Source organism: Microcoleus sp. PH2017_12_PCY_D_A (genome assembly GCF_020738565.1).
GTDB lineage: Bacteria > Cyanobacteriota > Cyanobacteriia > Cyanobacteriales > Microcoleaceae > Microcoleus.
Window position 1 is genome coordinate 16971 of record NZ_JAEQCI010000028.1, and the last position, 20976, is coordinate 37946.

General features: G+C 47.5%; 15 protein-coding genes. 8 read left to right on the top strand and 7 right to left on the bottom strand.

The window, feature by feature from the left end:
* Positions 1-33: 33 nt before the first annotated feature.
* Both JGK39_RS08100 and JGK39_RS08105 read right to left on the bottom strand, forming a co-directional pair.
* A complete protein-coding gene (locus JGK39_RS08100; RefSeq protein ID WP_293245955.1) occupies positions 34-780 on the bottom strand; it encodes a dienelactone hydrolase family protein in 747 nt (248 codons plus the stop codon).
* 170 nt (positions 781-950) lie between these two features.
* On the bottom strand, positions 951-3407 hold the full coding sequence (locus JGK39_RS08105) for an ATP-dependent helicase (protein WP_293245958.1): 2457 nt from the start codon (positions 3405-3407) through the stop codon (positions 951-953).
* 289 nt (positions 3408-3696) lie between these two features.
* Here JGK39_RS08105 and JGK39_RS08110 point away from each other — a divergent pair, with 289 nt between their 5' ends.
* Entirely contained in the window at positions 3697-4707 is a 1011-nt protein-coding gene (locus JGK39_RS08110) for a DUF4349 domain-containing protein (RefSeq protein WP_293245961.1), read from the top strand.
* Positions 4708-5045: 338 nt separating this feature from the next.
* On the opposite strand, the gene JGK39_RS08115 is transcribed toward JGK39_RS08110, so the two are convergent.
* A complete protein-coding gene (locus JGK39_RS08115) occupies positions 5046-6140 on the bottom strand; it encodes a RuBisCO accumulation factor 1 (RefSeq protein ID WP_293245964.1) in 1095 nt (364 codons plus the stop codon).
* A 156-nt stretch (positions 6141-6296) separates the two neighbouring features.
* Between JGK39_RS08115 and JGK39_RS08120 the strand changes: the two genes are divergently transcribed.
* From JGK39_RS08120 to JGK39_RS08150, 7 genes are all read left to right on the top strand, one after another.
* Positions 6297-7232 (top strand): response regulator, encoded by a 936-nt coding sequence (locus JGK39_RS08120; protein ID WP_293245967.1) that lies wholly within the window; start codon positions 6297-6299, stop codon positions 7230-7232.
* Between the two features lie 306 nt (positions 7233-7538).
* Positions 7539-8240, top strand: a complete 702-nt coding sequence (gene ubiE, locus JGK39_RS08125) for a bifunctional demethylmenaquinone methyltransferase/2-methoxy-6-polyprenyl-1,4-benzoquinol methylase UbiE (RefSeq protein WP_293245970.1) — start codon at positions 7539-7541, stop codon at positions 8238-8240.
* A gap of 436 nt (positions 8241-8676) precedes the next feature.
* Positions 8677-9909, top strand: coding sequence for a DUF445 family protein (locus JGK39_RS08130; RefSeq protein ID WP_293245981.1), 1233 nt, complete (start codon positions 8677-8679; stop codon positions 9907-9909).
* Positions 9910-10116: 207 nt separating this feature from the next.
* A complete protein-coding gene (locus tag JGK39_RS08135) occupies positions 10117-10422 on the top strand; it encodes a DUF3493 domain-containing protein (protein ID WP_293245984.1) in 306 nt (101 codons plus the stop codon).
* 335 nt (positions 10423-10757) lie between these two features.
* Positions 10758-11333 (top strand): alpha/beta hydrolase, encoded by a 576-nt coding sequence (locus JGK39_RS08140; protein WP_293245987.1) that lies wholly within the window; start codon positions 10758-10760, stop codon positions 11331-11333.
* Between the two features lie 629 nt (positions 11334-11962).
* On the top strand, positions 11963-13171 hold the full coding sequence (locus JGK39_RS08145; RefSeq protein WP_293245990.1) for a DegT/DnrJ/EryC1/StrS family aminotransferase: 1209 nt from the start codon (positions 11963-11965) through the stop codon (positions 13169-13171).
* A gap of 771 nt (positions 13172-13942) precedes the next feature.
* Entirely contained in the window at positions 13943-15070 is a 1128-nt protein-coding gene (locus JGK39_RS08150) for a glycosyltransferase family 4 protein (protein WP_293245993.1), read from the top strand.
* A 264-nt stretch (positions 15071-15334) separates the two neighbouring features.
* On the opposite strand, the gene JGK39_RS08155 is transcribed toward JGK39_RS08150, so the two are convergent.
* The 4 genes from JGK39_RS08155 to JGK39_RS08170 form a co-directional block, all read right to left on the bottom strand.
* Positions 15335-15559: a hypothetical protein gene (locus tag JGK39_RS08155; RefSeq protein ID WP_293245996.1), complete on the bottom strand. Its 225-nt coding sequence runs from the start codon at positions 15557-15559 to the stop codon at positions 15335-15337.
* A 241-nt stretch (positions 15560-15800) separates the two neighbouring features.
* Entirely contained in the window at positions 15801-16511 is a 711-nt protein-coding gene (locus tag JGK39_RS08160; RefSeq protein ID WP_293245999.1) for a low-complexity tail membrane protein, read from the bottom strand.
* Between the two features lie 530 nt (positions 16512-17041).
* Complete coding sequence (gene infB / locus JGK39_RS08165) at positions 17042-20194, bottom strand: translation initiation factor IF-2 (RefSeq protein ID WP_293246002.1); 3153 nt, start codon at positions 20192-20194, stop codon at positions 17042-17044.
* A gap of 382 nt (positions 20195-20576) precedes the next feature.
* Entirely contained in the window at positions 20577-20891 is a 315-nt protein-coding gene (locus JGK39_RS08170; RefSeq protein ID WP_293246005.1) for a YlxR family protein, read from the bottom strand.
* Positions 20892-20976 lie beyond the last annotated feature (85 nt).

Below are 20976 nucleotides of genomic sequence, written 5' to 3' on the forward strand. Positions count from 1 at the left end.
CCCTCTCCCCCTCTATCTCTCATCTCCAACTCTCTAAGCTGGTTGAAGTTCCTGTTGAAATAGCTGCTTTACCTGCACCCACGATTCGGCTGCTGCGGTAGCGTTGTAACTGCCGCGATGGTCGCAGAAGAAGCCATGATCGGCATTGTAGCGGAAAATTCGGTGAGGAATTCTGTGTTTTTGCAATTCTGCTGCAATTTGGTCAACTTGTTCTTTGGGAATGCTGGCGTCTTGAGTGCCGTAAAAGCCGTAGAGAGTGCCTTGAATGTCCGCTGTACGGGCGATCGTCGGAGTTCCGCCCCCGGGGGTTAGAGTAGCGATACCGGCGCCGTAGAACGACGCTGTAGCCTTGATTTCGGGCAAAGTAGCGGCGAGGTAGGCGACGTGTCCGCCAAAGCAGAAACCGATGCAGCCAAAACCTTGTTTTTTGACGGACGGTAAGGTTTTGAGGTAATCGATGGCGGCTTGGATGTCGCTCAGCAGTTGGGATGCGGTAGTTTGTTCTTTGTATTGTCTGCCGATTTTGATATCTTCGGGCGCGTAGCCGGTTTCAAAGCCGGGGGCTTGACGCTGATAAATGGCTGGGGCGATCGCCACATATCCTTCCTTTGCTATTCTTTCTGTAACATCGCGGATGTGCGAGTTAACGCCAAAAATTTCTTGAATCACGATAACTGCGGGAAATTGTCCTGCGGCGGCGGGTTGGGCCAAGTAAGTGGCGATTTGCAAATCTCCGTTGGGAACTGTGACGTTAGCTGTGCGAATTTCTGGGTTAGGCATAATGAGTTTTAGTACAATTATATTTCATATCATGCCTGCTCGATTACCATAACAAAAACGGTTCGTAGTGCGGACTTCAGTCCGCAAAAAGCTGCGGACTGAAGTCCGCACTACGAACCTTACTTATTGCGGTCTATCGATCGGACATGATATCATTTGTAAATGTTTTTTTACAACATCACATTTCCGGGAAATTGCTGTTTCAAAACAGGCATCACCGGACAAGGTTTTTGCTCTTGCAAATTCTCGGGTTTGTTCCAAGTAAAAGGCCCTTTGTTCGCCGCCGCCATCCACAGCAAACTTTTGGCTCGCGTCATCGCCACATACAGCAATCTAAACTCTTCTGCTGTTTTCAAATAACCTGCTTGTTCCCACGCTTCGCCGAGATTTGGTAAAGGATTTTTTTCGTGCAAACTTGCTCGAATTTGCGCTCTGGCTACCTCGGCTAAAGTGAAATCTCCTAAAAATCGGGTTTGTGGCAAAACTCGCAAACTTCCGGGGATTGTTTGGTCGTGCAGAAATGGTAAAAATACACAATCCCAATCTAATCCTTTAGCTTTGTGCATGGTAATTATTGTGAGTTGACCTTTGCTGGTGTAGCGTTCTTCTATTTTGTCATCTGCATCTACTGGTTCAAATCTTTCGGAACTGACAATTTCGCTCAGCACTCCCAAAATATTGCTCGTTGAATTGTTGCCGGCTGTTTGGATTGCTACTCGTTCTGCTAATTTGTCGGCGGTTGCTAATTCTGTTTGGTCGTATTGCAGCGCTAAGGCTAAAAATGAGATGATTTGGTAGGGTGGTAACTCTAAGCGTGCTTGCAGCAAACCGCAGCAAAAATAACGGCATTTGCGAACTGGGTCTGACTGCTTTGGGTCTAGGGGGCCTGGGTAGAGGAATTGTTCGGGGCTGGTGGCAAAGGTATTGTAGTCTTGTTTGGGGATGAGTTGCCGATCGCTCAAAATCTTTAAGGCTGCTTTCAGGTAGTCTGGTGAGTGCGGGCGATCGAGAAATTGCAGCAATGTTAATATTTCCCAAGGTACTTGAGAATGTCTGTCTCGTTCCCCGACATCCTCAATTTTAATCCCGTATTTGCGTAAATCGCAGCTCAATCCGTGTTTTTGCGGATTTTCTAGGACTTCTTTGATAAACTTGCCTTGTTTGTTTTCCCGCACCAAAATAGCCATTGACTTTAGATTTTCTACTGGCAATTTGGGGCGATTTTCTTCATCCCTCGATTCACTGCCAGATTGAATATTTTGCTCGTGACTTTCCCAGGCAAAATCCGCAGGTAAAAATTCCTCTACTAACTCAATTACCCGCTTGCCAATTAACTCAACTGTCTGGTAAATATCGCGGGGAGTATGCAATTCTAAGCCTCGACCTATGGGGGCAGGATTAGCATTTTGTTGGGGGTCATCGCTGGGAACTGGTTTGATAGTTTGGCTTCTAAAAGGCTGTTCGGTTCCCGCTAATTCCGAGCTATTTACCCATTGCAACATAAAATTAGCTGCATCGATAATTATCTGGCTGCTGCGGCCTGCACCGTCCATTGTCGCTAACTTATTTTCAACTTCGCATTCGTCACAGAATTGGTTAAAATAAATTGGATCTGCGGGAGTAAAGGTAGAATTAATTGCTTGATTTGGGTCGCCAACTCTGATAAAATTAGGAGGTGAATTAGGACTGTCGGGATCGATCGCCAATGTTTTCAAAAGCTCAGTCTGCAAAGGTGTGGAATCCTGGGCTTCGTCCTCGAACACGGCAAATACTTGCTTTTGCTCGATCGCCCTGGCGCCCGGATTTTCCAACACCCGCAAAGCTGCTAAAATCATCTCGTCATAATCGATGAATTCCCGGCTTCTCAACAAAGCCTGATATTTTTGATATAAACCGCCGGCTACGGCTAAAATTTCATAGCCATCGCCAGAATCAATATCGCCCATTTTTAATAACTCTTCCGGCGATAAACCCGAAGATTTTGCCTCGTGAATCACAGTTTTAGCTAACTGCGGCAAAATCTCTGTCCGCAAAACCGATTGTCGCCGCAATCTCTCCGTTTCTTCTCCATCAAATTGTTGTCCTTCCAACAAAACTTGATATCGGCGGGGATTTTCGGCAATCCAAAGTTCTACACAAGTGCGAATTAAGCGGTGACTTTGAGTTGGAGTGACTAACGTCGAATTTTCGAGATTTAAACCCGACAAATCGGGATGGCGCATCGCAATATTTAAAGCTAAACCGTGCAAAGTATGTACGGCAAAACCACCTTGGTATAAAGACAATTGTGCCAATCTTTCCCGAATTTTAGCTTTAATATTAGCAGCAGCCGATCGCGTAAATGTCACGACAATTAACTGGCGGCGGTTGTAAAGTCGGTTGCGGGCGATCGCAATTGCAGACGCAGCAGCCATTCCCGTAGACTTCCCGGCCCCTGGAACCGCCGAAACCGCAAGGGGGCCGCCCGCCCAATCCGCCATCTCGTGCTGGCCCGCACGCAAGCTGTCGCGAATTTTACCGCAAGCAGCCGCCAAAAGAGCTGCTGGATCTAACTCGGAGAAAGTGCTGTTCGGGCGATCGATCTCGGCAGTCGATCGGCTAAAATCAGTATCAAATTCATCAGTCATGCGATTTTAGATTTTAGATTTTAGATTTTAGATCGGAAAAATATTAGTCGCGATCGGCCGTTTCAAGCGGTATCAAAAACCGAGTTACTGAATTTCGCGCGAAAGTCCCAACCCTTAAGCATGATTGCACTGGCATTACATCCGCGTTCATCTGCGGTTAAACATAAAAAAATCTTCAACCTCTACCGTTTCAATTTTAGTATCAGCTAAACTAACACAATCTATCCGAGCTTAAATTAAAACCAGCATAAAATTCAATACCCAAACCTTTTTACAGGAAAAACCCCCCATGAAAACCCACCTCAAAACCAATTCCGCGCCACACCAGTTAAACCCAACCAACAACAGCGCAACTCGATTTGCAGTTGTAGCATTCTTAACTTTATCCTCAGCCATTGCTTTACCAAGCTGTGCAACTTCCTCCCCCACCGGCTCAGCAAACGGCTTTGCTTCATCCCGCAGCCCTGAAAAGCAAATTGTCGCATCTGCTCCCCAATCCGCACCCGCAGCCGGAAGCGCACCCGGAGGCGCAGCGTCAAAAGTTGCTGCTGACACCGCAAACAAACCAGCCACAGAAAATCCAGCAACTGCTCCCCAACTGATTAAAAAAGCCGAACTCAGTGTAGTTGTCAAATCTATTGACACCAGCACTAAATCTGTCACCGAGATTGTGAAAAAACAGCGAGGCGATATCTTGGCTTTCCAAAACCAAAAGCCACCGGATTCTAGCGTGCGCCAAACCGCAACTATGCAGATTCGGGTACCTCAAGAAAAGTTAGAAACTACTTTAAATGCTTTAGCAAAACTCGGAAGTGTCGAAAACCGAGGGCTTACGGCGGAGGATGTTAGCGATCAATTAGTTGACAGCGAGGCTAGACTGCGGAATCTCCGCAAATCCGAGGAAGTTGTGTTAAAAATTATGGAGCGATCCGGCTCTGTTGGCGATGTTCTGAAAGCTTCTCAACAGTTGAGTACGATTCGGGAGTCGATCGAGCGAATTGACGCTCAGTTAAAAAGTTTGCGAAATCAAGTAGCCTATTCGACTATTAGTTTAACTCTAGAAGCAGCAGTCTCTGCCCAGCAAGAGCCCCAACCTTCTCTCGGCTTGCGGGTGCAGGAAACTTGGGGACAAGCGACTCATTCTGTGGGCGAATTAACTTTAGGTTTGTTTGCTTTGGGCATTTGGCTTTTGGCTTATAGCCCTTATTTCCTAGTAATTGGGGCGGCGACTTATGGTATAATTCGATTTAAGAAACAGCATTCTGTTCCGAAAGTTCAAGAACCGAAACCGCCTAATTAGTTATTAGTCAGTAGTCAGTAGTCAGTAGTCAGTAGTCATTAGTCATTAGGTAGCGAGGCACCAAACGCCGAAATATTGCGATCGCACTTGATATGATTTCCAATACTTCTGGACGCAACAGGTACTTTTATGGGATTTAATCTTTAGGTACGTAGTTGCGCTTCAGCGCTCTTTTCCTATATATCAAGAAAGAGCGCTGAAGCGCAACTACGTACTTTTTTGATTTAATGTAACAGTTGCGCAATTCCTGCCCAAATTCAGAATCGCTAATGGTACAAGGTGCGTCTGTCAACTGCCAACTGTCAACTGCCAACTGTCAACAGTCAACTGCCAACTGACTAATCATCAATTTGCCATCCATCTTTGGTATAATCTTCATCCACAATCTTCTTCGGACGCATCACCAAAACAACTCGCCCCAAAATCGACAACTGCGGCGCTGTTTCAAACCACTGCAATTCTAAATTGCCCGCATTATCGGCGAGGAAATAACTGTCAGCTTCCCACTGTCTTTGGGCGCGATCGGCAATAATCAAAACTTCTTCAACTTTACCTTGCAGCGGTACCGGCAGTCGATCGCTCATTTCCAAAACCGCCACCGGATCTTCCGCGTTCAAAATTACCTGCCATCCGGGAATCGCCACCCAAGCTCCAGCTCCGGAAAATTTTACCATGCGGAACGGCCCGATTTCCTCCGGCAAAGGCACTGCCAGCAAATCTGACGTAGAAAGCGGCAATTTGCCTACAACCGGGACAATCCGAGGCAATTGTTCCTCGGTATCGAGCCTGTAAACCGGCAAGCGGGGCGCTTCCCGCCTTGCAACTACTGTAAAATCGACCAGCAACTGCTCGATTTGCGCTCTAGCGGTTTGGCTGCTAGCTAATTTTAAACCGCGAGCAATTAAGCGCGATCGCTCTTGCAAATCGCTTTTCTGTCTCGCCAACTGCCAGCACTGGTAAGCTACAGCATCCCCGGGAGCGTCTGTGAACCCCTGCGGCAGACTCCCGAAGTGCGAAAACTCCTTAATCGCTTTAGCAACTTGGCGGGAATCGTCAACATCCAAATTGTGGGCCAACATCAAAGCTGCCGCTCCGGCTCGCTCTGCTTGCGAGAGAATCCGAAATTCGTATAAAATATCACTTCCTTTCCGCAGAAAGTGCGATCGAACTTCTTCCGCAGCGCCAGCGTTGACCATGCTGGTGTAAACTTGGGCTGCGACGCTGACTTGATTTTGCTGAATTGGCTCAAAACCAGTTTGTTCAAAAATCTGCTGAGAATTGCAGCCCGCTTGCAGCAGCGCCGTGCAGGCTTGTCCCCACTCTACCCAGGTGCCTTCCTTGCGGCGGAGCGATCGAATTAACTGTTCGACATCCACAGCATTAGGCGAGGGTGCAGGTGTAGAAGGGGAAGAATCTTGCGGTGTATCAGTCATAATTGAATCAAAAACCAGCGTTGAGTTATGTGTAATTGGATACCAGCAATGCTCCTGTCGCCGCAGAGCGATAGATTGATAGTAAGGGAGTTATGAGACTATTGTTACAGAATAGTTGCTCGCCTAAATTTACAAAGGGGAGTTTATCGTATTGTTATGGATAATGCCATTCCAGAGCTAGATCAAATTAAACGCCAGCTCATGACCCTACACCGACCGAAAAAACCAAAAATGCTGGTAGTAGACGATGAACCAGACAATCTGGATTTACTCTACCGCACTTTCCGACGAGATTTTAACGTGCTCAAAGCTGAGAGCGGGATTCGCGCCTTAGAAGTCCTCGGCATAGAGGGCGAAGTCGCCGTCATCATTTCCGACCAGCGGATGCCAGAAATGAAGGGAACGGAGTTTCTCAGCAAAACTGTGCCCCAGTTTCCGAATACGGTCAGAATTATCTTGACTGGTTTTACGGATATTGAAGACTTGGTGGATGCGATTAACTCGGGACAGGTTTATAAGTATATCACCAAGCCTTGGGACCCGAACGAATTGAAAATGGTGGTGCAAAAGGCGGCCGAGACCTATGAAGTTCTCAAGCAGCGGACTGAGGAATTGCATCGCGCCCAAAATCAAATACAACTGTTAGCAACGATCATGCAAACGGCTGTGGATTATCCGAGTTTGGAAGCAACTTTAGACCCAATTGCTACTGCTGTGAGCGATAATTTTTTGGCGGACGCTTGCATTTTGCAACTGGTCGAAGGAACTGCTTTAATGCCGGCTCAAGGCACTCACACCAGCGGTAAAACTGTGGAAAATTGGCTGGCAGATGACCCTCTGGTTCTAGAGGCGATCGCCTCTGGAGCTATTCAGGGTGCTGTGAATATTGCCGGCGACGCAGCCCTAGCGAGTCTGCCGCACTATCAAAAATCGGGCATTCAAGCTCACCTGAGCGTTCCGGTGATTCACAAAGGTCGATCGATCGCCCTGATATCCCTCCAGTGGAAACAACCTTGTTCCCTGCGCCCCGACGAACTCACAACAGTTCACCTCGCAGCTCAACAAGTTGCTTTGGTCTTGACGAGTTTTTAGGGTGATTAGTCATCAGTCATCAGTCATTAGTCATCGGTCATTAGTCATCAGTCATCAGTCATTAGTCATTAGTCTGCTCTATGTTTTGAGTATAAAATGATCGCCAACCAATGATTCAAGACAAAGCAGCGCCGATAGCAAACAATAAAAAAAGGATTAATGGCTGGCGACAGCATGACATGAATGGACGGATTAATTAGATTTTACGGCTCTCAATTACCAATGACAAATTACCAACCACCAATTACTAATTACTAATCGCCAATCACAAATAACAAATAACAAATAACAAATAACAAATAACAAATGACTAATAACTCAGAAGAAATTAAAACTATATTTAATCGAATTGCACCAGTTTACAACCAATTGAACGACTGGTTGAGCTTTGGGCAGCACCGGATTTGGAAGCAAATGGCGGTGAAATGGAGCGGTGCGGGCCCGGGAAATACTTGTTTAGACTTGTGCTGCGGCAGCGGGGATCTAGCATTGCTGCTGGCCAAACAAGCAGGGCCTACCGGTTGCGTATTTGGAGTAGATTTTTCCGCCGAACAATTGGCTGTTGCTGCTAAGCGCGATCGACCTTTTCTCACTCCTTCTAGTCCCATTTCCTGGGTTGAAGCTGACGCCCTAAACTTGCCTTTTGCTGACAATTACTTCGACTGTGCCACCATGGGTTACGGCCTCCGCAACGTGACGGACATCCCCCGCAGCCTTCAGGAATTGCACCGCGTCCTCAAACCCGGTGCAAAAGCCGCTATTCTCGACCTCCACCGCCCCAGCAATTCCCTGATGCGGAGCTTTCAAGAGTTTTATCTAGACACTCTTGTAGTGCCCGTTGCTCAGCAATTTGGCATGACTCAAGAATATGCCTACATTAATCCTAGTTTAGAAAAATTCCCGATCGGTCCGCAGCAAGTCGATCTCGCCCGCCAAGCCGGATTTGCCACCGCCACCCACTATCCCATTGCCGGAGCTATGATGGGAGTATTAGTCATTAGTCATTAGTCATTAGTCATTAGTCATTAGTCATTAGTCATTAGTCATTAGTCATTAGTCATTAGTCATGGGGAATTGGGAATAGGGCATGGGGAATTGGCCAAACAGGCCAAACAGGGCATTGGTTATTAAAAAAATCATTAACAACAATACTTCGGACAGTTTTAGATGCGATCGAGTCTCCGAAACCCTTGCTGGCTATATGCTGGACTATTTTTTCAATGTTTGAATTTGGCCCACTCGTTGCAGAAAATGCGTAAAAAATGGCATGGCTTACTACGTAAGGCTTACAGGGCCGTTAAAAAACTGTCCGAAGTATTGAACAAGTAACCACTAACTATTACCCATTACCCATTACCCAATGCCCTGTTTGGCCTGTTTGGCCGATTTGCCCTATGCCCTATGCCCAATTCCCCATGCCCTATTCCCAATTCCCCAATAATTGATGAATCCGTCTGACATTTGGCTTTTGTTGGCCCCACCTGTAGTGGGAGGAATTATTGGCTATTTCACCAACGATATAGCCATCAAAATGCTGTTCCGCCCCTATCGAGCTATTTATATCAAAGGGCGGAAGTTGCCTTTCACTCCCGGCTTGATCCCCCGCAACCAAGAGCGCTTAGCTAAGCGAATTTCCGACACAATTATGGGCTCGCTGCTGACGCCGCAGGAACTGCAAAACTTAGCGCGCCGCCTCCTCCAAACCGAGCGGATGCAGTCGATAATTCTCTGGCTGTTGCAGTTGGCACTGGATCAGGTAAAAGCAGACACAGAGCAAAGAACTGCTAAAATTCTCGCTAACATTCTGCGAGATTTACTGGGGGAATCTGTGCCGCGAATTCTCAAAGTTTTGGCGCGCCGGGAAGATTTTTTAGAAGCTCAGCTAAATCAAATTTTTGACCAAGTTTTGCTGGAAATTCAGTTAAATGAAGCTCAGGCGGGCCAGTTGGCTGATTGGCTGTTGCAGGTAGTAATACCGCCGGAAGTGCTGCGGCAGGCTTTGATTGACTTTTTGACCGATCGCAATATTTCAATCATCGACGAAGGGTTTCGAGAAAAAACCAGCGGCACCTATTGGGTAGTAGCAAATTTGTTTGGTTTGCGTAACACTTTAACTCGGCTGCGGACTTTTTGTCTGGATGACAGACAAGTCACAAATCAGCGGTTAGCAGAATTAACTGTTTCTTTGGGAATTCGCGGGCGACTTCAGGAATGGCTGCAAAATTTGTCGATGCAAAACTTACCGGTTTCGACGGTGAGACAGTTGCGAAAAACAATGCGCGACAGCGTTCGCAGCTACGTTCAAGAGCGGGGTACGGACGTACTTGACGGGTTGAGCAAATCTATTGACTGGGAAAATATTTCGCGGTTGATTCTCAATCGATTGCAAACTTCAGCGGTGATGAGCGCTTCGCTAGAAATTGTTAGCAAAGAACTCGCTTTGGTGTTAGATCGCTATCTGGAGCGAGATTTAGAAAATATTGTAGCTCAGGCTATCCCGATTTTGAATATCGATCAGGTAATTATCGATCGAGTAAAAGGCACTTCTCCCGAAGATTTAGAGTTAGCAATTCAGGGAATTGTCAAAAGCGAGTTGCAGGGAATTGTCAATTTAGGAGGCATTTTGGGTGTTTTAGTCGGCTGTTTGCAAACAGTTGTGCTTTTGCTCCAGCGTTGATTTATCGCGGCAGTTATGAGATATTTGTTATAGGCAAAGAAAACCGGGCGGTTGAAACCGCATCTATACAAACACTCACCCGCCGACGCAGATTGAATACTGGACGATTATTGCGTTATTTTCTTCATTCCGCGCACCATCCGGAATTCGTTCGTGTAGACGCGGTTTCAACCGCCGTCCCATCTAATTTACTTATTTCTTAAATCTATGCCACTTCCAAATTCTGACGATCGCACCGCCCCAAAAAACCCCCGCAACCTCAGCCGCCAACAATACGAGCGTTTAACCGCAGAAATTGCCGCTCCCTACCGGCCTCTGCGACAGTTGGTCTACGTAGCTTGTGGCGCTTCCGGCTTGATCGGCGGCGTAGTTTTCCTCGCTAAAATTGCCTCGGGGCGAGAAATTGGCTCTGCTTTACCCAATTTTGCCCTTCAAGTCGGAGTCGTGGCTCTGATGGTGTTCTTGTTTCGCCTGGAGCAGCGCGCCGAAGCCCGATCGCCGAAGTCGAAGTAACAAAGGTTTACAAATCTACACAAAAAGATACCTGAGGCAAGGAAAAGTTATAATTATAAAGAAATTATTACGAAACCCTGGTTTGCGATCGATCCCTGTCATTATATGAAGGTGGGTTCAATTGGGGTCAGCAAATTTAAAGACCCTAATCATAAACCGCTTCTAACTCGTTCAATTGGGGTCAGCTTTCATAAAGACCCTAAATATATAAAACAAATTTAAGCCCAGCGCCAGCCTTCACTGATAGAAGAGCTGGCGCTGGGTATTTTGCTATGAGCGGGTGATTGCCAAATGTGTCAAAGTCTAATTAGACAAAAAAGTTGGAATATTTTACTATGAGCAGATCGTTTATTACAGGGCGGTGGACGTTATTTTTAGCAGCAGGTGCGGGAATTGTATTTTACAGCAGCGCTGCGGTGGCTGCCGAAAAGGTAGTGCTCAAATACAGTGCGATCCGAATGACTTTACCAGTCAGCGAATTAGAAATTTTTGCAGAAACTGGGAAAATGTCGCCCGGGTTAGAAATGCTGCTGGGAAATGCAAAAAAAGACCCGGAAGCGGTTCGCCGCAGTCTGATGAGACCGGTCAAAGTAAGTCAAAGCTTGTTGGATCGGACGCTCAACAGTAAAGTTGGGGAAATAATTCTTGATGAAGTGGCTCAGGTAATTCGCACTCCTTCTGGGAAAGCCAATCGAGAAGCTTTGCGCGAGGCTTTGGTGCTGTGTGCAAGTAATGATAGCGAGATTACGCTGCTGGAAGCGATGAAGAATTATCCGGCTCCAGAGGTTAATGTTGAGGGCGATCGCTTAGTTGAAGCTTACGGCAAACTTGTAGCTTTGTCTGAACAATTTGGCGGCGCTTCAGAACGGCTGCAAGAGATTTTGAACAAAATTCGCCTGCCTAGACTGTAGCGCATTTTGTCAAGGAGGGTTGATTTGTGCGATCGCACAATGTTTCTCAAGCTACATAAATTACAGCGCAGTCAGATTTGATTTGTGCAAAATTTGCCTGATTTTTACCCGACTCTAAAACAATGTAACTGCTGACCAGCTCCCAACCAGACGAGAATCAGTCATTCCCACTTCTCACATTTAAAACTGTAGAGCTAAGTTCTAAAAGAAGTCCCAGTATCAATGTTCGATAGCTTACAAAAAAATTAATAAAAAATCCGTATAAATACTTATTTATAAAAATTTTTGCAAAAAAATGCAGGCAAGACCTTTTACATCCTTCACAAACTGAAATATAAATGGGTGGACATTCGAGATTAGGTAGCTTAAGATAGAGGAATCCTATCAAAGTCAGGCGCTTACAGAAAAACAGCTCGTCTTTTAAGCTCATGGTATGACAGGTGTTATTAGCCAACGAATTCCCTAAAACTCTTGACTAAAAAAGTTAAAAAAACACAAGGTTAAGAAACAGGATTAATTCACAGCATCTCAAATCAAATAAGATCAAAATCTTCCGGGTCATCGAAAGTTTCAGCGTAGTTGATTTTCAATCCATTCACTCTATTTAGTTAGTTGGTAACACTACAAACATGAACAACAATCCTATTCGTTCAAAAGACCGTTTCTTAGTTTTCGGCTCTCCGGCGATCGAAGATGCTGAAATTCAAGAAGTGGTGTCAACCATGAAAACAGGTTGGTTGGGTACAGGCCCGAAAGTCATGACTTTTGAAAATGACTTCAAAGCTTACAAAGGTTCCCAGCACGCGATCGCAGTCAACTCCTGTACGGCGGCACTGCACTTGAGCATCCTCGCTGCTTCGTTAAAACCCGGGGATGAAGTTATTACTACTCCGATGACTTTTTGCGCTACAGTTAATGCGATCGTCCACGCCGGAGCCACACCGGTACTGGCAGATGTCGATCCGGTGACAATGAATATTGACCCGGCTCAAGTCGAAGCTAAAATAACTCCCAGAACTAAGGCAATTTTACCGGTTCACTTTGCCGGTCGTCCCTGCGATATGGATGCCCTGTGCTCGATTGCTAGCCGTCACAATTTGAAGTTGATTGAAGACTGCGCTCACGCGATCGAAACAGAGTACAAGGGAAAGAAAGCAGGCACATTTGGCGACTTCGGATGCTTCAGCTTTTATGTCACCAAAAACATCACTACGGGCGAAGGAGGCATGATTCTGGCTCGCGCTCAAGAAGACGCTGACAGGCTGAAAATTTTAGCGCTGCACGGTATGAGCAAAGATGCTTGGAAGCGCTTTGGCGACTCGGGTTACAAGCACTACCAAGTGGTGGAAGTCGGTTTTAAATACAATATGATGGATCTGCAAGCTGCGATCGGCATTCATCAACTCAAACAAGTCGCCCCCTATTGGCAGCGCCGGGAGCAAATTTGGCAGCGCTACAACGAAGCATTTGCGGATCTGCCGATTACTTTGCCCGCCAACCCCGAACCAGATACAATTCACGGTTATCACCTGTACACCATTCTGGTAGATGAAGCCAAAGCAGGAATCAGCCGCGACGATTTTCTCAACGCTATTAATGCTGAAAATATCGGTGTCGGCGTACATTACATGAGTCTGGCCGAACATCCTGTGTATCAAGAAATGTTTGGATGGCAGCCACAAGACTATCCGAATGCTCACAACATCGGAATGCAAACAATTAGCTTGCCAATTTCGGCAAAATTAACCGATGCAGATGTTGAAGATGTAATTGCTGGTGTTAAAAAGTGTTTGGCGATCGGCAAAACTCAGGATCGTATAGTGGCAACAGCAGCCTAAATTCCAGAAATAGGATGATTGCTTCGATCCTTGAGAGTTAATCATCCTACTCCTGATTCTTCACTCCTCATCTCAAATCAGGTTGCATCGAAATGATTAGCTTTCTTGGTAATTGGTGATTAGTATCTAAACCTACCTAAAACAACCCAATACCCCGAACCCCGCAGCACTTACAAAAGTCGGAGAGCCGACAGCGGACTCTCCTGGACTTTTGGTAAAAAAGGGGGGTTATACCAATTTAATGGGTCGTTGCACCTATCTCGATCCCCCTCGCATCCCCCTGGTTGTAGGGGGACGAAAGAGCGGAATCTTGTCCCCCCCTCCCACCAGGGGGGTTAGGGGGGATCGGATTCGGGAGCAGCCTCATAAAAAATTGGTATTACTGATATTTTTGTCACCAAGAATAAATTGAAAGCCTTATGCAGCAATGATTTGAATCTTAATGAGGCTGACTTGCGACCTCCCAATCAGGAGAACAAAACAGCGATATCGCTTTTTACATTTAATTAGGTTGACCTACTTAATTATCCTGACGCCGTTGAGTAATAGAGAAGATTCATGTTATAGCCAAATACGGTTCAGAACGGAACAATCTAGCTGCTAAAAAATGCCTGTATCTCCCGTAAATTCGTGAGATTAAATTTGTCTTAGAGCGTTAACCCAACCGTATTGTGTTATAGCCCTTCTCAACAACATGAGGGAGGCAAAGACATTGTTTTTTCAAGCTTTTACGACTTAATTACATACCTCCAGAAACCCAAAAACCGCTATATGTTAAAATTGACTGCCTTATTCCCCATACATTCCAACAACCGAGGAATCAGCGGCGTATTTTTTTCAGTGTGCAAAGAATGGCAAGGCCCTGAGCTGAAGGCTCGCATGGTTGTCCCGAGTTGCGATCGCGAGTGTCGTGGCCCCAATGTAGTTGAAGCAATTCCGTCATTTTTGAGAAAACTATATTACCGCAGTCCTAGTCTTCCCATAATCAAAACAGAGAAGCGTTTTCTCAAAGATCTCAAGGATTTTGATGTGGCCTACTTGTGGCCGGGTCTCTCCGTTGATATTGTCAAGAACGTTCACAAACATAGCAAGCCGATTTTTATGGAGGCAGTTAATAGCGATCAAGGCGCATCTAAGAGAATCCTTGACGATGCTTACTCTCGCTTGGGACTGGAACCTCAACACACCATTACCCCAAAAAGTATTCAGGATGAAAAGGAAAAACTCAAGGGAGTTGATTTTCTATTTTGCCCTAGTCCGATAGTAGCAAAATCGTTTCAAGAGGCCGGAGTTCCTGAAGAGAAACTACTTTTAACGACAGAAGGTTGGTCGCCGGAGCGTTTCCCCAATTATCAATCCCGCAAACCGCCCCAGGAGGAAGTTAACGTCCTTTTCTTGGGTTTTGCCTGCGTCCGCAAAGGAGTTCATCTGCTGTTGCGAGCCTGGGAGCTAGCCGGGATTAAGGGAAAGCTGACAATTTTTGGCGCAATGGAGCCTGCGATCGCTCAAAGTTGCAGTGATTTGCTGAAACGTCCAGATGTAGTTCACTTTGATTATGCTGTGGACTACAGTTCTGCCTATCGCGAAGCTGACTTTTTTGCCTTTCCCAGTCTTGAGGAAGGTAGCGCACTCGTCATCTATGAGGCAATGGGTCATGGTTTGCCCATTCTTGCTTCGCCGATGGGAGGAGGCGGTATTGTGCGCGATGGCATTGACGGCATAATTCTTGAACCCTACGATACTGACGCCTGGGTGGAGGGATTGCGAAAATTATCTAGTTCTCCTGATTTGCGGGCTAAGATGGGAGCCTCCGCCCGCCAGGGAGCTTTGGAGTTGACTTGGCCAAAAGTTGCTGCTAGGCGCAAAGAGCAGATTCTGCAAAAAATGAACATGAAATAAATATTTTCTAGCCCCGGCGGTGATGTCAAAGCAATGTGAACCTACATTGATTAGGCGACACGCCGGTTGCGCTGGCTTTTGCTACAACATGGCGCGTACCCTTTACTCTGGTTCGCTTGAGATAAATCTTATGTAGCAAAAATAATGTCCCCTGCAATTTGAACTCCGAAGTTGAGAGTTAACTCCAACAGCATATTGGAGGGGATAGGGGCGGAATTTGACGTTGAATTTCACAAACCATGACAATCTCTGGTCTTGCTAGGCTCAGTAAGCCAAAGTTTCTAAAGTTTCCCGCAGATAGGAGCGCACCTGCTGGTCGATGGTGGCATTTTGCTGCTGATTCTCAAAATTGAGTTCTAGCTGCCAGCGTTGAAATCCTGAACTTGCGCCGATCGCAGATTTGAGACTGCCCCATATTTCAGAATCTTCGCACAGATCGATCGGCTCTGCGGCTTGAGGTTCTTGTGCGAGCGGTAGATAATTCGCCATATTGCTATACCTCTGTTGGAATCCCTTGTAAAGATTGAAAGCTTACCTTGACTCTCTCTATTATAGATTCTTCTCTCCAAATAGCCAATCTAAAATATCCACAACTTGCGATTAAATATTAAATATTAATACTATTAATAATCTCTATCTGAGCCGGAGCATTACCTATTTTTTTTACAGCATACATCGGCCGAAAGTAAAGTAGCTTAAACTACAATTATGTCGCTCTTAATTTTTTATTTTACTTTTCGATCGACTGTTGGGGTAGGGATGTAGGGCCCTTGGTGTCCGCAGGTTCTGAGTTGACTGTACTGCTGGATGACGTATTCTTGATGCCTTCTGCTGGTGGCATTGACTCTGCGGGTGCAGCCGGAGTGACAGTTGTCTCGCCCGCAAAAGTCGGCAAAAGTCGATCGCACGGCCAAGGTGCGATCGTAAAATCCTGCCTAATTTTTTCTAAAACATAAGGCTTTGTCGCTGCCAATTTTGATTCCGGCGTCAGCAAAACAGCGATCGCACTAGCAGATACCTGCAAAAACAAATTGCTAGCTAAAAAAGCCGAAGCTGCCAACAACAATCCAGCCCACCGCCTGGAAGGAGGAAACGGAGCCACCGAAGCCGCGAGGGGAGCAAATCGATATAGCTGCCACAAAATTACTGCCAGCAAAACAGCGATAAAAACAGCGATTCCTTGATTTAATTTAGTTTTAAACCGAGTCAGCATCTGCTGCTGCACAGAAGTTAAATTCTGCGGTTTCACGGCCGCGACTAAAATACTAAAAATGTAAAAAGGGCGGAACCATTGCATCCACAACACAGGAGCAATACCTGCTACAGCCACTAAAAACACTTCTAACCAGACAGGGAGCATAGGAGAACCCACTGCGAGTCCGAGCAAGCACAGTCCGAGGAAAATCGGCAGTGCAGCCGCCCCAGAAAGGTGAATCCACAAGAAAGGATCTGACCAAAAAGAACGCACTTTAATTAATTATTAGTTATGAATTATAGCCGAGTCTCAAATAGATGAGGTACGACTGGGGATAGGGCATAGGGCATAGGGCATTGGGCATTGGGCATAGGGCATTGGGCAAACAGGGCACGCAAGCATACCTCACCATGCTTGAGAACCGCTATATGAGTTTTGAATTTGGAATTTTGAGATTTTGGGATGCACTATTCACTCTGAAACCGATGCGATGAGTAAATATTTAGGGGTCAAACCGAGGACTTACGAGCAGAAATCGGGTTTATTTGGGTAATTTTTATTTGAGCGAGCTAATTTTGAATTTTAAGCAAGGGTAAAAACGATTAGGAAGTTATTAATTCCTTCTTCCTTCTTCCTTCTTCCTTCTTCCTTCGGTCAAATGTCAACTGTCAGATGAGTTTGGGAGTATTGAGTGAAGAGAATAGTTGAGAGCGATCGGCAATGCAAGTTGCCTTCACTCAAAAATTCTCTTCCAACTCAACACTCACAACTCAAAACTATTGAGAGAGCGTGCGGCGCTTAGTAACCATCCGGTAGGCTTCAATAATATCGCCTTCGGCCCAGTCGCTAAACCCGCTCAAGGAAATACCGCATTCATAGCCAGTATTGACTTCCTTGGCATCTTCCTTCATCCGTTTGAGGGAGTCGAGGACACCTTCGTAAACGACACTGTTGCCACGGCGCACCCGCACCTTACAGTTGCGGATGACCTTGCCTTCGAGGACGTAACATCCAGCCACAGCCCCGCGACCGATCGCGAACACAGCACGGACTTCCACGCTTCCCAGAGGTTCTTCCACCAATTCAGGTTCCAGCAAGCCTTCCATCGCGCCTTGAATATCATCCAAGAGTTTGTAGATGATGCTGTATTCCCGCACGTCTACCCCCGCTTGGTCTGCCGCTTGGCGAGCGCCGCTGGCGAGAGTAGTATTGAACCCGATAATCACAGCATTACTGGCTGCGGCGAGGTCAATATCAGTTTCTGTGATTTCCCCAGGAGCAGATAGCAGCAGTCGGAGTTGAACTTCTTTTTGAGGAAGTTGAGTTAGAGCGCCGACAATTGCTTCGAGGGAGCCTTGGACATCTGCCTTCAAGATCAAGTTGAGTTCCTTGAGAACGCCTTCCTTAGCTTGTTGAGAGAAGCCGCTGAGGCTGATCCGGCCGCCTTGCAGCAGGCGTGAATCTCGTTGGGATGTAGCTCTGCCGCTGGCGATCGCCGCTGCTTCTTTTTCGTTTGCGAAGACATCAAACTCGTCTCCAGCGCGAGGAACTTCCCGCAAGCCCAGCACTTCCACCGCGAAGGATGGAGTTGCTTGTTCTACGCGATCGCCGCGATCGTCGATCATTGCCCGCACCTTACCCAGAGCCGAGCCTGCGACCACAATATCGCCCACTCGCAGAGTACCGTTTTGCACCAACAGAGTTGCCACAGGGCCCCTTGCCTTGTCGAGGTGAGCTTCAATCACAGTACCCTTAGCAGGTCGGTTCGGGTTGGCATTGAGGTCTTCCATTTCCGCGACTGTCAGGATCATTTCCAACAGCGTATCGAGGTTTTCGCCTCGGATAGCGCTGACTGGAACCATCGTGATATCGCCGCCCCAGTCATCTGCGACCAAGCCGTACTCAGTCAGCTCTTGCTTCACCCGTTCCGGCTGAGCGCCCTCCTTGTCAACTTTATTAATAGCCACGACAATTGGCACTTTCGCAGCTTTCGCGTGGCTGATAGCTTCAATTGTCTGGGGACGCACGCCGTCGTCCGCCGCCACCACCAAGATGGCGATGTCTGTCACCCGGGTTCCACGAGCCCGCATTGCTGTAAAGGCTTCGTGACCTGGAGTATCCAAAAATACCACCTGTTGGCTGTTGCCTTCGTGTACCACATCCACGTGGTAAGCACCGATATGCTGGGTAATCCCTCCAGCTTCTCCCTGAGCCACCTTTGTTTTGCGGATCGAGTCGAGCAAGGTAGTTTTGCCGTGATCCACGTGACCCATAATTGTTACCACTGGCGGACGGCGTTCGAGGTATTCCAAATCTGCTTCGTCCAGCATCTCGATCACTTTGAGGGCTGGAGCTACTTTTTCTGGGGTTTCTACCTCTACACCCATTTCTTCGGCTACCATTCTCACCGCTGGAATGTCCAGGGTTTCGGTAATGTTGACCGCAATGCCTTTAGAGAACAGCCTCTTAATAATTTCGGTTTCGGGAACAGCCAAAGTAACTGCTAGTTCTTGAACGGTCATCGGTCTGCTCAGCAGCAGCTTTTCTGGACGTTCTACCTTAGCTTCGGCTGTTTTACCGCGGTTGCCGCGTCCCCCGGAAGAACCAGAAGAGCTTTTATCGTGAGAGGGGCCCGGTCTCTTATTTTTGCCGCTGCTGCCGGGTGCGCCCGGAGCTGGTGTTGACTTTGGTGCTGCTTGTCCCTTTGCCTTAGCTGGGCGGGCTAAAGACAGGCTGACGGTGACTGGTGCTGGCAGATCCAAGCCATTTTCTAAGTCATCGTCATCCTCGTCTATGGGTTTGAGGCGACGATTTTTGGCCTTGGCTGCTTTGGCTGCTTTGGCTGCATCTGAGTTTTCGTCATCATCTTCTTCCCAAATGACCTGTGTCTTTTTGGCTGGCTTTGGCAGCGTCGGCTTGGGAAGGAGAAGAGTATCCAGCAACAACGACGTATCGTCTCCGTCATCGTCTGCGTCATCTCCGGTGGCTGAGATGTCACCGCCCCGGCTGCGAAGCCCGGCGGCTGACGTTGCGGGGGCAAGGCTCCGGCGCGGGCCGCCCTGCTGGGGTCGATCGGCAAGTGCTGTTTTCACTGGCCCACCAGCACCTGGGCGAGGTCTTTGAACGTCGCTACCTCCTGGGGCAGGTCTGCTGGGGCGGCTCGGTTTCGCCGGCGCTTCCAGAGTTTCTCCCTGTTCTGATTGGTCTTGCTCGGTTCTGGCAAGTTTCAGGACTGGCTTGTTTCCCAGAGTTTGTGGGTTGCGGCTAGCCGACTCGGACGCCGCTCTGACTGGTGGCGACGTGAGTTTTGCTCCGGGCGGCGCTGGAGGGGCGACCGGCGGGCGGAGTGTGCGTTCTGGAGCCTTTTCTGACGGCGGTTGAGGTGCCGCAGGTGCTTGAGCCTGGGAGCTTGTTTCCGGGGCGATCGCACCTACAGTTTCCGAGCTTGTTTCTGAAGCAGCCGCCGATCCAGCGACATTTGGCTTCGACAGCACAGGTCGATTGATATTTGGTTTAGCTGGAGGCTGGAGTTGTTGAGATGCGGGCGCTTTGGGAGGAGTGGCCGCGGTGGCCCCAGGCTGTTTTTTTTGCTCCTCGTTGCCCGCAGGCTGGGACGAAGCACCAGCCTGCCGTACTTTTGGACTGCGTATTTCTAAAATTTGCTGCTTTTTTTGTTGGTCGTTAGGATGAGGGCCAGGTTCTCTAGATGGCGCTGCTGCTCTTTCGGGGGGAGCTGGCTTGCCGGGGGAAGAGTGGCTGGCTACGTATTTTTCCGCCGTTTTGCGAATGCGCTCTGCTTCAGATTCTGTAATTGTGCTGCTGTGGCTCTTTACTGAAATATTGAGCCGCTCGCAAACTGCCAAGATGTCTTTATTATCCAAATTTAGTTCCCGTGATAATTCGTAAATTCTTACTTTGCCGTTGTTCATCCACTCTGCCCTCTTTTGTGCCAACCAGTTTTTACATTTTGATTTTTTGTTCTAATGACGACATCATTCGCTGTGATTGATTCAGTGTCAAGAATCGGGGTTTTGGTACTCGCTCAGCAATTTTATCTAAAAGATGCAATTCGCTGAAGTCTGCGGTTGGAGAATTCTCAAGTATTTTTGGGAAAGCCAGAATTGTCAAGTCTGAATTTTGGCAACTGCCACAAATCAATCTTTAAAGTTTGTCTTTCCACCTTGAGGATACCTCTGCTAGTACCCTACCCTTATCTAATCTGACACAAATCTTTCCAGACTGGTGGGCAGATCGGATTGGGGTTTGAGAGCTGGCGCTACCGGTAATTACTGGTAGGGCTGCCAAGAGGGTTTATACAGTCGAGGCCGAACTCTTGTCGGTTTGGTGCCCGATCGATTCCGAGTCAGATGTACAGTCAGATGTGGCTAAACGCTGCCAAAGTGTTTGGTACAGTTCGTCAGACACAGACGCTTTGAGCGATCGCCCAAGTCGATTTTTTTTCTGAGCTGCTTTGAGGCATTGGCTCGCCGGACAAAGGTAAGCGGAACGACCGAGGCCGCGATCTAATTGTACCTGATGAGAAGGATAGAGCCTGACTACTCGCCAAAAAGCTTCCTTAGGAGCTACTTTTCGACAACTTGCACAACACCGGTAGTTCGGTTTCATTTCTAGTGATTCGGGGAGAGTTGGGAGAGTGGGAGAGGGGGGAATAGGGGAATTTTCCTCCTTGTCTCCCGTACCAGAAACATAA

Bases quoted from the DNA above. Each gene is read 5' to 3' on its own strand.
- JGK39_RS08100 (WP_293245955.1), bottom strand. From the start codon at position 780: ATGCCTAACCCAGAAATTCGCACAGCTAACGTCACAGTTCCCAACGGA.
- JGK39_RS08105 (WP_293245958.1), bottom strand. From the start codon at position 3,407: ATGACTGATGAATTTGATACTGATTTTAGCCGATCGACTGCCGAGATC.
- JGK39_RS08110 (WP_293245961.1), top strand. From the start codon at position 3,697: ATGAAAACCCACCTCAAAACCAATTCCGCGCCACACCAGTTAAACCCA.
- JGK39_RS08115 (WP_293245964.1), bottom strand. From the start codon at position 6,140: ATGACTGATACACCGCAAGATTCTTCCCCTTCTACACCTGCACCCTCG.
- JGK39_RS08120 (WP_293245967.1), top strand. From the start codon at position 6,297: ATGGATAATGCCATTCCAGAGCTAGATCAAATTAAACGCCAGCTCATG.
- ubiE (WP_293245970.1), top strand. From the start codon at position 7,539: ATGACTAATAACTCAGAAGAAATTAAAACTATATTTAATCGAATTGCA.
- JGK39_RS08130 (WP_293245981.1), top strand. From the start codon at position 8,677: ATGAATCCGTCTGACATTTGGCTTTTGTTGGCCCCACCTGTAGTGGGA.
- JGK39_RS08135 (WP_293245984.1), top strand. From the start codon at position 10,117: ATGCCACTTCCAAATTCTGACGATCGCACCGCCCCAAAAAACCCCCGC.
- JGK39_RS08140 (WP_293245987.1), top strand. From the start codon at position 10,758: ATGAGCAGATCGTTTATTACAGGGCGGTGGACGTTATTTTTAGCAGCA.
- JGK39_RS08145 (WP_293245990.1), top strand. From the start codon at position 11,963: ATGAACAACAATCCTATTCGTTCAAAAGACCGTTTCTTAGTTTTCGGC.
- JGK39_RS08150 (WP_293245993.1), top strand. From the start codon at position 13,943: ATGTTAAAATTGACTGCCTTATTCCCCATACATTCCAACAACCGAGGA.
- JGK39_RS08155 (WP_293245996.1), bottom strand. From the start codon at position 15,559: ATGGCGAATTATCTACCGCTCGCACAAGAACCTCAAGCCGCAGAGCCG.
- infB (WP_293246002.1), bottom strand. From the start codon at position 20,194: ATGAACAACGGCAAAGTAAGAATTTACGAATTATCACGGGAACTAAAT.
- JGK39_RS08170 (WP_293246005.1), bottom strand. From the start codon at position 20,891: ATGAAACCGAACTACCGGTGTTGTGCAAGTTGTCGAAAAGTAGCTCCT.